This window comes from Aeromonas ichthyocola (assembly GCF_046087985.1).
In the GTDB taxonomy this organism is placed as follows: domain Bacteria; phylum Pseudomonadota; class Gammaproteobacteria; order Enterobacterales; family Aeromonadaceae; genus Aeromonas; species Aeromonas rivipollensis.
This window is the reverse complement of record NZ_JBJSWH010000006.1, coordinates 244,228-257,500: the sequence shown is the minus strand read 5'-3', so window position 1 is coordinate 257,500 and position 13,273 is coordinate 244,228. Positions and strand designations below refer to the sequence as shown.

12 protein-coding genes, 1 tRNA gene and 2 rRNA genes (1 of these 15 cut by a window edge) are annotated in these 13,273 nt (G+C 60.3%); 14 read left to right on the top strand and 1 reads right to left on the bottom strand.

The features are described 5' to 3' along the window. The 3 genes from ACF2JD_RS18405 to ACF2JD_RS18395 form a co-directional block, all read left to right on the top strand. Window positions 1-1,819 (top strand): 23S ribosomal RNA (locus ACF2JD_RS18405) (it extends 1,071 nt beyond the left edge of the window). Window positions 1,820-1,942: 123 nt separating this feature from the next. After that, a 5S ribosomal RNA gene (gene rrf, locus ACF2JD_RS18400) occupies window positions 1,943-2,057 on the top strand. Window positions 2,058-2,163: 106 nt separating this feature from the next. Next, a tRNA-Thr gene (locus ACF2JD_RS18395) sits at window positions 2,164-2,239 on the top strand. A gap of 48 nt (window positions 2,240-2,287) precedes the next feature. On the opposite strand, the gene ACF2JD_RS18390 is transcribed toward ACF2JD_RS18395, so the two are convergent. Continuing rightward, window positions 2,288-2,491 carry a hypothetical protein gene (locus tag ACF2JD_RS18390; protein WP_440987936.1) on the bottom strand — a complete coding sequence of 68 codons (204 nt, stop codon included), beginning with the start codon at window positions 2,489-2,491 and terminating at the stop codon, window positions 2,288-2,290. A 141-nt stretch (window positions 2,492-2,632) separates the two neighbouring features. Here ACF2JD_RS18390 and ACF2JD_RS18385 point away from each other — a divergent pair, with 141 nt between their 5' ends. From ACF2JD_RS18385 to prlC, 11 genes are all read left to right on the top strand, one after another. Further along, entirely contained in the window at window positions 2,633-3,898 is a 1,266-nt protein-coding gene (locus tag ACF2JD_RS18385) for a cytosine deaminase (RefSeq protein ID WP_440987935.1), read from the top strand. A gap of 89 nt (window positions 3,899-3,987) precedes the next feature. Then, window positions 3,988-4,365: a fluoride efflux transporter CrcB gene (gene crcB, locus ACF2JD_RS18380; protein WP_440987934.1), complete on the top strand. Its 378-nt coding sequence runs from the start codon at window positions 3,988-3,990 to the stop codon at window positions 4,363-4,365. 65 nt (window positions 4,366-4,430) lie between these two features. Continuing rightward, window positions 4,431-5,183: a bifunctional demethylmenaquinone methyltransferase/2-methoxy-6-polyprenyl-1,4-benzoquinol methylase UbiE gene (gene ubiE / locus ACF2JD_RS18375; protein WP_106885398.1), complete on the top strand. Its 753-nt coding sequence runs from the start codon at window positions 4,431-4,433 to the stop codon at window positions 5,181-5,183. A gap of 8 nt (window positions 5,184-5,191) precedes the next feature. Continuing rightward, entirely contained in the window at window positions 5,192-5,800 is a 609-nt protein-coding gene (locus ACF2JD_RS18370) for a ubiquinone biosynthesis accessory factor UbiJ (RefSeq protein ID WP_025328843.1), read from the top strand. Further along, a complete protein-coding gene (gene ubiB, locus ACF2JD_RS18365; protein WP_106885399.1) occupies window positions 5,800-7,440 on the top strand; it encodes a ubiquinone biosynthesis regulatory protein kinase UbiB in 1,641 nt (546 codons plus the stop codon). Before ACF2JD_RS18370 ends, ubiB begins: the two co-directional genes overlap by 1 nt. A 40-nt stretch (window positions 7,441-7,480) precedes the next feature. Next, entirely contained in the window at window positions 7,481-7,729 is a 249-nt protein-coding gene (gene tatA, locus ACF2JD_RS18360; protein WP_025328841.1) for a Sec-independent protein translocase subunit TatA, read from the top strand. 3 nt (window positions 7,730-7,732) lie between these two features. After that, window positions 7,733-8,182 (top strand): Sec-independent protein translocase protein TatB, encoded by a 450-nt coding sequence (gene tatB, locus ACF2JD_RS18355; RefSeq protein WP_427236611.1) that lies wholly within the window; start codon window positions 7,733-7,735, stop codon window positions 8,180-8,182. After that, window positions 8,179-8,934, top strand: coding sequence for a twin-arginine translocase subunit TatC (gene tatC, locus ACF2JD_RS18350; protein WP_139744615.1), 756 nt, complete (start codon window positions 8,179-8,181; stop codon window positions 8,932-8,934). The genes tatB and tatC overlap by 4 nt, the downstream gene beginning before the upstream one ends. A 111-nt stretch (window positions 8,935-9,045) precedes the next feature. Continuing rightward, on the top strand, window positions 9,046-9,831 hold the full coding sequence (locus ACF2JD_RS18345) for a TatD family hydrolase (RefSeq protein ID WP_440987933.1): 786 nt from the start codon (window positions 9,046-9,048) through the stop codon (window positions 9,829-9,831). Window positions 9,832-9,834: 3 nt separating this feature from the next. Continuing rightward, on the top strand, window positions 9,835-10,854 hold the full coding sequence (gene hemB / locus ACF2JD_RS18340) for a porphobilinogen synthase (RefSeq protein WP_368168949.1): 1,020 nt from the start codon (window positions 9,835-9,837) through the stop codon (window positions 10,852-10,854). A 221-nt stretch (window positions 10,855-11,075) separates the two neighbouring features. Beyond that, window positions 11,076-13,118: an oligopeptidase A gene (prlC, locus tag ACF2JD_RS18335; RefSeq protein ID WP_440987932.1), complete on the top strand. Its 2,043-nt coding sequence runs from the start codon at window positions 11,076-11,078 to the stop codon at window positions 13,116-13,118. Window positions 13,119-13,273: the final 155 nt, after the last annotated feature.

Genomic DNA, 13,273 nt, shown 5'->3' with positions numbered 1-13,273 from the left:
AAAGAAAGCGTAATAGCTCACTAGTCGAGTCGGCCTGCGCGGAAGATGTAACGGGGCTCAAACCAGGCACCGAAGCCGCGGATTCATACTTATGTATGAGTGGTAGGGGAGCGTTCTGTAAGTCTGCGAAGGTGTATCGAGAGGTATGCTGGAGATATCAGAAGTGCGAATGCTGACGTAAGTAACGATAAAGGGGGTGAAAAGCCTCCTCGCCGGAAGACCAAGGGTTCCTGTCCAACGTTAATCGGGGCAGGGTGAGTCGACCCCTAAGGTGAGGCCGAAAGGCGTAATCGATGGGAAGCAGGTTAATATTCCTGCACGACTTGTAATTGCGATGGGGGGACGGAGAAGGCTAGGTGGGCCAGGCGACGGTTGTCCTGGTGAAAGTGCGTAGGTGGTGTTTCTAGGCAAATCCGGAGACACAACACTGAGACACGAGACGAAGCCACTACGGTGGTGAAGCCATTGATGCCCTGCTTCCAGGAAAAGCCTCTAAGCTTCAGATTACAAGTCATCGTACCCCAAACCGACACAGGTGGTCGGGTAGAGAATACCAAGGCGCTTGAGAGAACTCGGGTGAAGGAACTAGGCAAAATAGAACCGTAACTTCGGGAGAAGGTTCGCTCTTGACAGTGAAGTCCCTTGCGGATGGAGCAGTTGGGAGTCGCAGTGACCAGATGGCTGGGACTGTTTATCAAAAACACAGCACTCTGCAAACACGAAAGTGGACGTATAGGGTGTGACACCTGCCCGGTGCCGGAAGGTTAATTGATGGGGTTAGCGCAAGCGAAGCTCTTGATCGAAGCCCCGGTAAACGGCGGCCGTAACTATAACGGTCCTAAGGTAGCGAAATTCCTTGTCGGGTAAGTTCCGACCTGCACGAATGGTGTAACCATGGCCATGCTGTCTCCACCCGAGACTCAGTGAAATCGAATTCGCCGTGAAGATGCGGTGTACCCGCGGCTAGACGGAAAGACCCCGTGAACCTTTACTACAGCTTGGCACTGAACATTGAACCTACATGTGTAGGATAGGTGGGAGGCTTTGAAGGCGTGACGCCAGTTGCGCTGGAGCCGTCCTTGAAATACCACCCTTGTATGTTTGATGTTCTAACGCAGGGCCCTGAATCGGGCTCGCGGACAGTGCCTGGTGGGTAGTTTGACTGGGGCGGTCTCCTCCCAAAGAGTAACGGAGGAGCACGAAGGTTGGCTAATCCTGGTCGGACATCAGGAGGTTAGTGCAATGGCATAAGCCAGCTTAACTGCGAGACGGACAGGTCGAGCAGGTACGAAAGTAGGTCATAGTGATCCGGTGGTTCTGAATGGAAGGGCCATCGCTCAACGGATAAAAGGTACTCCGGGGATAACAGGCTGATACCGCCCAAGAGTTCATATCGACGGCGGTGTTTGGCACCTCGATGTCGGCTCATCACATCCTGGGGCTGAAGTCGGTCCCAAGGGTATGGCTGTTCGCCATTTAAAGTGGTACGCGAGCTGGGTTCAGAACGTCGTGAGACAGTTCGGTCCCTATCTGCCGTGGGCGTTGGATGATTGAAGGGAGTTGCTCCTAGTACGAGAGGACCGGAGTGAACGAACCTCTGGTGTTCGGGTTGTCACGCCAGTGGCACTGCCCGGTAGCTAAGTTCGGAATCGATAACCGCTGAAAGCATCTAAGCGGGAAGCGAGCCCTGAGATGAGTCATCCCTGACCCCTTGAGGGTCCTAAAGGGCCGTTGGAGACCACAACGTTGATAGGTGGGGTGTGTAAGCGCGGCGACGTGTTGAGCTAACCCATACTAATTACCCGTGAGGCTTAACCATACAACACCCAAGAAGTGTTCTAAGGCTTGTAGCAAGTGCGAGACTACTTACAAATTCAGTGATAGCGACAAAGCCTACGGGCAACCTCGTTATTCACGTCAGCTTTCCGGATGAAGTTTTTTGCCTGGCGGCCATAGCGCCGTGGAACCACCTGATCCCATGCCGAACTCAGAAGTGAAACGCGGTAGCGCCGATGGTAGTGTGGCATTCGCCATGCGAGAGTAGGACACTGCCAGGCTTCAATTAAGCAATCACAGCGATGTGGTTGGTCGCGATACGACGTCAGGTTGTGTTGGACAGAAGATTTAGATAGCGCACACAGTGCGGTCTTTACCGGTTAGTGTGCTGATATGGCTCAGTTGGTAGAGCGCATCCTTGGTAAGGATGAGGTCCCCAGTTCGACTCTGGGTATCAGCACCATGAAAACGAAAGCCTCCCTGAAAAGGGAGGCTTTTTTGTTTTTACCATTCAGTTCATCGAGATCTGTCTGGCATCGAGATAGAAGCGGGCCTGCCCGGACGCCTCTATCTGAATGGCTGCTACCAGCCGTTCGTTTCGCTTGTACTCCCACTGTTCGTCTATCGTGGTCAATGGGGGCTTGTTGATGCCCAGCGTCTGCAGATATTCGTGAAACAAGCCTGCGCTGCCGATCTCGGTCAATCCTGCTTTCATCCCGGTCCACTCCCTTTATCGTTGCTGTTCTTCAATGATGTCAGCCCCATATGCATTCTGTGTGAACGCTTTTCTATTAAATTGATCCGAGCTAAGTTGTGCATTGGCAAAGGCAACCAGCGTCTCGAAGGGGAAAGGAACATGTTGATAAAGAATGTGCGTCTGAGTGGCAGGGAGGGGCTGTGGCAGATCCTGTGTCAGGATGGCCTGATCAGAACCATAGCCCCCATGAGCCAGATCCTCCTCTCTACCCGGGAACTGGATGGGGAGGAGGGGATGGCGATGGCCCCCTTTATCGAGCCCCATATTCACCTCGATACCACCCAGACCGCCGGTGAGCCGAGCTGGAACCTCTCCGGTACCCTGTTCGAGGGGATAGAGCGCTGGGCCGAACGCAAGGCGTTGTTGACTCATGAGGATGTGAAGCGCCGGGCCATCCAGACGCTGAAGTGGCAGATTGCCAACGGCATCCAGTTCGTTCGTACCCATGTGGATGTCTCCGACCCCAATCTGGTTGCTCTGAAGGCGATGCTGGAGGTGCGGGAGGAGATGAAGGGGTGGGTCGAGCTGCAGATCGTCGCCTTCCCGCAGGAGGGGATCCTCTCCTATCCCAACGGCAAGGCCTTGCTGGAAGAGGCGCTCAGGCTGGGAGCCGACGTGATAGGCGCCATCCCCCATTTCGAGTTCACTCGGGAATATGGGGTCGAAAGTCTGCATTATGTCTTCGATCTTGCCGAGAAATATCAGGTTCTGGTGGATGTGCACTGTGACGAGATCGATGACGAACAGTCCCGCTTCATCGAGACCCTGGCGACCCTGGCCTACGAGCGCGGTATCGGCCAGAGAGTCACCGCCAGTCACACCACCGCCATGCACTCCTACAACGGGGCCTATGCCTCTCGCCTGTTCCGCCTGCTCAAGATGGCGGACATCAACTTCGTCGCCAACCCGCTGGTGAACATTCACCTGCAGGGGCGTTTCGATACTTACCCCAAGCGCCGCGGCATCACCCGGGTCAAGGAGATGCTGGAGGCGAACATCAACGTCTGCTTCGGTCACGACGATGTGTTCGATCCCTGGTATCCCATGGGGACGGCCAACATGTTGCAGGTGCTGCACATGGGGCTGCATGTCTGCCAGATCATGGGTTACGAGCAGATCAACGACGGCTTGAAGCTGATCAGCAGCCACAGCGCCCGTACCCTGAACGTGCAGGATCGCTACGGCATCGAGGTGGGAAAACCGGCCAACCTGCTGATCCTGCCCGCCGAGAACGGCTTCGATGCGGTGCGTCGTCAGGTGCCTGTGCGCTACTCCATTCGCCATGGCCGCGTGATTGCCGAGACCAGGCCAGCCCAGACCTCCCTGCATCTGGATCAGATAGAGCCGGTGGATTTTCGCCGATAAGGCGGCTCATCCCCGTAGATTAATTGCCCCGCTATCCCCGCTTGCCGGCATTTTGCATAATGTCGGCCTGACACTTATGGAGCCTCCCCATGCAAACCTGGTTATTTGTCGCTGCCGGCGGTGCCATCGGCGCCTGCCTTCGTTTTGGTATCGCCGAGTTGATGGCGCTGCTGCTGGGGCGCCACTTCCCCTATGGCACCCTGGTGGTCAACGTGGTGGGCTCCTTCATCATGGGGGTGGCCTATGCCCTCATTCTGCACGGGCATGTGGCCGAGCATCCGCTCAAGCCACTCCTGATGGTGGGTATATTGGGTGCCCTGACCACCTTCTCCTCTTTCGCCCTGGATACCGTGGTGCTGGCACAGCAAGGCGCCTATCTGAAGGCACTGCTCAACATAGGTCTCAATCTCTTCCTCTGTATGGCCATGGTCATGCTGGGGATGCAGTTGGTTGCCAGCCGGGTTTAAGGTGTCCGCAGGTCACCGGCTCTGGTAAACTGGCGGCCATTCTTTGCTCTATGGGTGTTTGAGGGATGTCGGAACAGACTAATACTACGCATTTTGGCTATAAAACCGTGGCGGCGACCGAGAAGGAAACTCTGGTGGCTGGCGTCTTCCATTCGGTGGCGGCCAAGTATGATCTGATGAACGATCTGATGTCGTTCGGCATTCATCGCCTGTGGAAACGCTTCACCATCGATTGCTCCGGCGTGCGCAAGGGCCAGAAGGTGCTGGATCTGGCCGGTGGCACCGGCGACTTGACCGCCAAGTTCTCCCGCATCGTCGGCGAGACAGGTCAGGTGGTGCTGGCGGACATCAACGACTCCATGCTGAAAGTGGGCCGCGACAAGCTGCGCAACCTGGGGGTGGCGAACAACGTCTCCTACGTGCAGGCCAATGCCGAGGCGCTGCCCTTCCCGGACAATCACTTCGACGTCATCACCATAGGCTTCGGCCTGCGCAACGTGACCGACAAGGACAAGGCGCTGGCCTCCATGTTCCGGGTGCTCAAGCCGGGTGGTCGCCTGCTGGTGCTGGAGTTCTCCAAACCCGCCAGCGAGGTGATCGCCAAGCTCTACGATCTCTACTCCTTCAAACTGCTGCCGAAAATGGGCGAAATCGTCGCGAACGACGGTGAAAGCTACAAGTATCTGGCGGAATCCATTCGCATGCACCCGGATCAGCAGACCCTGGCTGGCATGATGGAGCAGGTCGGCTTCGAGCAGGTGGAGTTCTACAACCTGACTCAAGGTGTGGTCGCCCTGCACCGTGGTTACAAGTTTTAAGGTCGCCTATGCCGATGGATGCCATGGTCACAGCGGTGATCGAAACCAGCCTCAACCAGTTGCTGGCACTCGACAAGCAGAGCCCGGCGCGGCTGCGCAAGCTCGCGGGCAAGGTGCTCAAGCTGGAGCTGCGTGAGCTCAAGCCGCTCTGGTTTGTCTTCTCCGAACGTCGGCTGGACGTGCTGGCCCGCTATGAAGGGGAGCCAGACGCCGTGCTGAGCCTGTCGCTGACGGCGATCGGCCTGCTGAAGGATCCTTCCGCCCTGACTCGCTACATCCGCGAGGAGAAGCTGGACTTGAGCGGCGATCCCCAACTGGTACAGGCCTTCAGCGCTTTGCTGGGGGAGCTGGACATCGACTGGGAAGAGGAGCTGTCGCGCTATACCGGCGACGTGCTGGCTCATACCCTGTGTGGCGGCGCCCGTCAGGCCCGTCGCGTGGTAGGCCGCGAGCTGTGCCGCTCCCAGCGCCAGCTGGCCGAGTACCTCACCGAGGAGGCCCGCCTCGCCCCAGGCCCGCTGGAAGTGGCGAGTTTCAACGACGATGTCGAGGTGCTGGCACAGCACATGAAAGCGGTCGAGTTGCGGCTGGCCCGCCTCGAGCAGCAGGTGAGCTGATGACCCCCAAGGAGTTCAAACGCCTCTATCGCATCGTCAGCATCCTGCTGGAGCAGGGCATCGACGAGCTGGTTCCCGCCCGCTATCAACCCTGGCCCGGACGTCTGGTGCGCCGCAGCCTGTTCTGGCTCAAGAACAAGCAACCTGAGCTGTGCCGTGGTGCCCGCATTCGCCTCGCCTTCGAGGCCCTGGGCCCCATCTTCATCAAGTTCGGCCAGATGCTGTCGACCCGCCGGGATCTGCTGCCGCCAGACATCGCCGAAGAGCTGGCCCTGCTGCAGGACAGGGTGCCCCCCTTCTGCGGGCAGGAGGCCAGGCGCCAGATAGAGGCGAGCCTGGGCTGCCCCATCGAGACCCTGTTCGATGACTTCGACGAGACGCCGCTGGCGTCCGCCTCCATTGCCCAGGTCCATACCGCCCGCTTGAAGGAGAATGGCCGGGAGATCGTCATCAAGGTGATCCGTCCCGACATAGAGCCCGTCATCGAGGCCGATCTGCGGCTGATGCAGGCGCTGGCTCGTCTGGTGGCCCGTTTCGTGCCCCAGAGCGCGCGGCTGCGCCCCGTCGAGGTGGTGGAGGAGTACCGCAAGACCATACTCGACGAGCTGAACCTGATGCGCGAAGCGGCCAACGCCATCCAGCTGAGGCGCAACTTCACCGGCTCAGAGGCGCTCTATGTGCCCGAGGTCTACACGGATCACTGCCGCGAGCAGGTACTGGTGATGGAGCGCATCTACGGCATTCCTGTCTCCGACATAGCCGCGCTGGAGGCCAACGGCACCAACATGAAACTGCTGGCGGAGCGCGGGGTTGAGGTCTTCTTCACCCAGGTGTTCCGTGACAGCTTCTTCCATGCGGACATGCACCCGGGCAACATCTTCGTCTCCTTTGAGCACCCGGAGAATCCGCTCTGGATCGGCATCGACTGCGGCATAGTCGGCACCCTGAACCGGGAAGACAAACGCTACCTGGCGGAGAACTTCCTCGCCTTCTTCAACCGTGACTATCAACGGGTGGCGCAACTGCATGTGGAGTCCGGCTGGGTACCGCCCGACACCAAGGTGGACGAGTTCGAGTTCGCCATCCGCACAGTGCTGGAACCCATCTTCGAGAAGCCGCTATCCGAAATTTCGTTCGGTCACGTGCTGCTCAACCTGTTCAACACCGCCCGTCGCTTCAACATGCAGGTGCAGCCCCAGCTGGTGTTGCTGCAGAAGACACTGCTCTATGTGGAAGGGCTGGGGCGCCAGCTCTATCCCCAGCTGGACCTGTGGCAGACAGCCAAACCCTACCTGGAAAGCTGGATGCACGAGCAGGTTGGCCCCAAGGCGGTGCTCAATGCGATCCGCGAGAAGGCCCCCTTCTGGGCGGAGAAGCTGCCTGAGCTGCCGGAGCTGGTCTACGAGACCCTGCGCCAGGCGCGGCATCAGCAACACCACTTCGAACAGATGTTCGCCGATTTTCGCCTGCACAGCCGTCGTCAGGGACAGGCCCGCTACCTCTTAGGGGTGGGAGCCAGCCTACTGTTGGTGGGTGTATTCTTGCTGACCCAGAAACAACATATTGAGTGGGGACAAATCAGTCTCGCCGGCGCCGGGTTATGCTGGCTGCTGGGCTGGTTGAAGACCCGCATTCATTAATTAAACTGCGCCATCAGGCGCCTATCCTGGAGAGAAAGTCATGGGTGGTATCAGTATTTGGCAATTGTTGATCATCGCAGTCATAGTCGTGCTGCTGTTCGGTACCAAGAAGCTGCGCGGCATAGGTGGCGATCTGGGTGCCGCCGTGAAGGGGTTCAAGAAGGCGCTGTCGGATGATCCGGCCGATGCCAAGCCTGAGCAGAAGGATGCGGAGTTTCCGGCCAAGCAGCTGAACGAGACGGCCAGCAGTGCCGAGACCGCCAAGCAGAAAGACAAAGATCAGGCCTAAGCCATGTTCGACATCGGTTTTTGGGAGCTGGTCGTCATCGGTGTCGTCGCTCTGGTGGTGCTGGGTCCCGAGCGGTTGCCGGTTGCCATCCGTACCGCCAGCCACTGGATCAAGCTGATCCGCAGTACCGCCAACTCGGTCAAGACAGAGCTGGAGCAGGAGCTCAAGTTGCAAGAGCTGCACAATGATCTGAAGAAAGCCGAGCAGTTGCAGATGAACAACCTGAGCCCCGAGCTGCAGGAGTCCATCGAGCAGTTGAAGGCAGCGGCCCAGTCGGTGAACCGTCCCTATCAACCACAGCATGAGGCACAGAACGAGATCCGCCCGCCCGTCGCCCAGGTTGAACCTGCCACGCCGGTGGAACCTGCGGTGCAGCTGACCGAGGTGCCGCCGGTCAACAGCCAGCGCGAGCCGGTCAGCGAGTCTGCCGGCAAAGGGGAGGTGAAGCCATGAGTCAGGCCGAGCAACCCCTTATCAGCCACCTGGTGGAGCTGAGAACCCGTCTGCTGCGTTCCATCTCTGCCATCCTGCTGGCGTTCGTCGCGCTCATCTATTTCTCCAACGACATCTACGATTTCGTGGCCCGGCCGCTGCTCAGCCAGCTGCCTGAAGGGACCAGCATGATAGCGACGGATGTGGCGACCCCCTTCATCACGCCCATCAAGCTGACCCTGGTGGTCTCCTTCTTCGTGGCCATCCCCTATCTGCTCTATCAGGCCTGGGCCTTCATCGCCCCCGGCCTGTACCAGCACGAGCGGCGTCTCGTCATGCCGTTGGTGGCCTCCAGTGCCGTGCTCTTCTATGCCGGCATGGCGTTCGCCTACTACGTGGTGTTCCCTCTGGTGTTCGGCTTCTTCACCAGCACGGCCCCCGCCGGGGTGACGGTGGCGACCGACATTGCCAGCTATCTGGACTTCGTGCTGACCCTGTTCTTCGCGTTCGGGGTGGCGTTCGAGATACCTGTGGCCACCATCTTGCTCTGCTGGACCGGGGTCACCACCCCCAAGAGCCTGAGGGAGAAGCGCCCCTACGTCATCGTCGGGGTCTTCGTGGTCGGCATGCTGCTGACCCCGCCCGATGTCTTCTCCCAGACCCTGCTGGCGATCCCCATGTGGGCCCTGTGGGAGATAGGTCTCTTCTTCGCCCGCTTCTATGTGAGGAAAGAGGACGAGGAGGAGCAGGAACAACCGGAAGAGGGGAGCTGAGGCTCCCTTCCTCTTTTCATGCATCCGTTCGAGGCGTATGGTGATGCCCCATCGAGTAGATGGTTTTCAAATACCTGATATGTATTCCTTTTGTTCGGAACCTCTGATCCCATGATCGACATTGGTCTCAACCTCACCAGTCCCCAGTTTGCCGGCGAACAGGCCGACCTGGTGGCCCGCGCCCGCGCCGCCGGGGTGGAGGCGCTGATCCTGACCGGTACCGATCTGGCTGGCAGCCGCGAGAGTGCCACGCTTGCCGCCGAGTGGCCCGGTTACTGCTTCTCCACCGCCGGGGTGCATCCCCACGACGCCAAGAGTGTGGATGAGCAGACCCTGCCCGCCCTGCGCGCGCTGGCGGCCCTGCCCCAGGTGGTGGCCATCGGCGAGTGCGGTCTCGACTACAACCGCGACTTCTCCCCCCGTCCGGTGCAGGATGCGGTGTTCGACGCCCAGCTGGCGCTGGCCGCCGAGCTCGGGATGCCGGTGTTTCTGCACTGCCGCGATGCCCATGCCCGTTTCATCGAGATCCTGCGTCCCTGGTTGTCCAGGCTGCCGGGGGCCGTGCTGCACTGCTTCACCGGCTCCGACCAGGAGCTGGACCAGTGTCTGGCCCTGGGGTTGCACATAGGGGTGACCGGCTGGCTCTGTGACGAGCGCCGTGGCCAGCTGCTGCGCGAGCAGGTGGCGCGCATCCCCGCCGGTCGGCTGATGATCGAGACCGACGCCCCCTATCTGGTGCCGCGGGATCTGAAACCCAGACCCAAACGCAACGAACCCGCTTTTTTGCCGCACATCGCCCAGGTGGTGGCGGCCTGCCGTGGTGAAGCGCCCGAGGCCTTGCTGGCCCATACCCGGGCCACCTCCGCCGCATTTTTCCAACTTCCTCTTTTGGAGTGATTCATGGCCATAACTCTTCCGGGCGCCTTTCCGGGTCGCCGCCTGCGCCGGGTGCGCAAACATGATTTCAGCCGTCGTCTGGTGCGCGAGAACCAGCTGACCGTCAACGATCTCATCTATCCGGTGTTCGTGCTGGAGGGGGAGGGTCAGCGTGAGGCCGTCGCTTCCATGCCGGGGGTGGATCGTCTCTCCATCGATCTGCTGCTGATCGAGGCCGCCGAGCTGGTTGAGCTGGGCGTGCCCGCCATCGCCCTGTTCCCTGTGACGCCGCTGGAGCAGAAGAGCCTGCTGGCGGAAGAGGCCTATAACCCGGACGGCCTGGCCCAGCGTGCCACCCGTGCCCTCAAGGCCCGCTTCCCGGAGCTGGGGGTCATCACCGATGTGGCGCTGGATCCCTTCACCACCCATGGTCAGGACGGCATCATAGATGACGAAGGCTATGTGCAAAACGACATCACCACCGAGATCCTGGTGAAGCAGGCACTCTCCCACGCCGCCGCCGGGGCCGACATAGTGGCGCCGTCCGACATGATGGATGGCCGCATCGGTGCGATTCGCGCCGCGCTGGAAGAGAACGGCTTCGTCAACGTCCAGATCATGGCCTACTCCGCCAAATACGCCTCCAGCTACTACGGCCCGTTCCGCGATGCGGTGGGCTCCGCCGCCAACCTCGGCAAGAGCAACAAGGCCACTTATCAGATGGATCCGGCCAACGGCAACGAGGCGCTGCACGAGGTGGCGCTGGACATCGCCGAAGGGGCTGACAGCGTCATGGTCAAGCCGGGCATGCCCTATCTGGATGTGATCCGTCAGGTGAAGGATCAGTTCGGGGTGCCGACCTTCGCCTATCAGGTGAGTGGCGAGTACGCCATGCACATGGCGGCGATCCAGAACGGCTGGCTGAAGGAGCGGGAGTGCGTCCTGGAGTCCCTGCTCTGCTTCAAGCGGGCCGGTGCCGACGGCATCCTCACCTACTTCGCCAAGCGTGTGGCGCAGTGGCTGAAGGAAGACGCCCGGCGCTGATGCGAACGGCGTCATCCCCTTCACAATGCCGGCCCCAGGGCCGGCATTGTCGTCTCTGGATGCCGGATCGCTGCATTAATGAGCAGCTTTTGGCGAAATCTGGGCAGCGGGCCCGGCTCTGGGTGGCAAAGGCTTGATAAATGGGGTTTCTGCCTACATCTTAGATGGTCCAAGCAAGCTTCTGGACGGCAGGGGCTGCAGAGCATTTAGAGGTACCGCAGATGACTAACCCTTTGCTGACAATGGACTCGCTGCCCCCCTTCAGCCAGATCCAGCCCGATCAGGTGCAGCCTGCCGTGACGCAGGCCATCGCCGATTGCAAACAGAAGATTGAGGATGTGCTGGCGCAGCGGGACCCCCACACCTGGGACAGCCTGATAGCCCCGCTGGAAGAGGTCAATGACCGCCTGTCCCGAGTCTGGTCGCCGGTCAGCCACCTCAACGCCGTGCTCAACAGCGAGGCGCTGCGCGCGGCTCATGACGCCTGCCTGCCGCTGCTCTCCGAATTCCAGACCTATGTGGGCCAGCATGAAGGGCTCTATCAGGCCTATCTGGCTCTCTCCGAGAGCGACGACTTCCTCCTGCTGAGCGGCGCCCAGCGCAAGGAGATCCAGAATACCCTGCGCGACTTCCGCCTCTCCGGCATAGGTCTGCCCGCCGAGGCGCAGCAGCGCTATGGGGAAATTCAGGCCCGCCTCTCCGAGCTGGCCTCCCGCTTCAGCAACAACGTGCTGGATGCGACCCAGGGCTGGAGCAAGCTGGTGACCGACGAGGCCGAACTGGCCGGTCTGCCTGCGAGCGCCCAGGCGGCCGCCCGTCAGATGGCTGAACTCAAAGGCAAAGAGGGCTGGCTGTTCACCCTGGATATTCCTTCTTACCTGCCGGTGATGATGTACTCGGACAACCGCGCACTGCGCGCCGAGCTGTATGAGGCTTTCACCACCCGCGCCTCCGACCAGGGCCCGAACGCCGGCAAGTGGGACAACTCCGCCATCATGAGCGAGCTGCTCACCCTGCGCCGCGAGCTGGCCCAGCTGCTGGGCTTTGCCAACTACGCCGAGCTGTCCCTTGCCACCAAGATGGCGGACAAGACCGAACAGGTGGTGAGCTTCCTCACCGATCTGGCGGCCAAGTCCCTGCCGCAAGGCAAGGCCGAGCTGGAGGAGATCCGCGCCTTCGCCGCCGAGCAACACGGTCAGCGCGAGCTGGCCGCCTGGGATCTCGCCTACTACGCCGAGAAGCTCAAGCAGCACAAGTTCTCCATCTCCGACGAGCAGCTGCGTCCCTACTTCCCCGCCAGCCGGGTGGTGAAGGGGCTGTTCGAGGTGGTGAAGCGGGTGTTCGGCATGAAAGTACGCGAGCGCCTCGGCATCGACACCTGGCATCCCGATGTGCGTTTCTATGACATCTTCGATGCCGAGGACGAGCTGCGCGGCAGCTTCTACCTCGACCTCTACGCCCGGGAACACAAGCAGGGCGGAGCCTGGATGGATGTCTGCCTCGGCCGTCGCTACCGTCAGGATGGCTCACTGCAAAAGCCGGTGGCCTACCTGACCTGCAACTTCAACGGCCCGGTGGATGGCAAGCCGGCCCTGTTCACCCACAACGAAGTGGTCACCCTGTTCCACGAGTTCGGCCACGGCATTCACCACATGCTGACCCAGATCGATGTGGCCGGTGTGGCCGGCATCAACGGCGTGGCCTGGGATGCGGTGGAGCTGCCGAGCCAGTTCCTGGAGAACTGGTGCTGGGAGTCCGAGGCGTTGGCCTTCATCTCCGGTCATCATGAAACCGGCGAGCCGCTGCCCGCAGATCTGCTGGAGAAGATGCTGACCGCCCGCAACTTCCAGGCGGCCATGCAGATGCTGCGTCAGCTGGAGTTCGCCCTGTTCGATTTCCGCCTGCACCAGGAGTTTGACCCGGCCAGGGCGGATCAGATCCCGGCGCTGCTGAGTGAGGTGCGCAGCCAGGTGGCGGTGATGACGCCACCGGCGTTCAACCGCTTCCAGCACAGCTTCTCCCACATCTTCGCGGGCGGCTATGCGGCGGGCTACTACAGCTACAAGTGGGCCGAGGTGCTCTCCGCCGATGCCTTCTCCCGCTTCGAGGAGGAGGGGATCTTCAACCCTGCCACCGGCCAATCCTTCCTGAAGAACATTCTGGAGAAGGGGGGCTCCAAGGAGCCGATGGAGCTGTTCCGTGCCTTCCGCGGTCGCGAACCCAAGGTGGATGCGCTGCTACGTCATAGCGGGATTGCCGCATGAGGCCCAGCGCTCTTCACCGGCGTGAGCTTCAAGCAGGTACAGATTTGCGACATAGTGGGATCACAGCGTGATTTTTGAGATAAAAAGGGACCTTTTGGTCCCTTTTTTCAAGGGTTTTTAATATCTTGCGGAGTGCATGTTTGCACTGGCCCCGC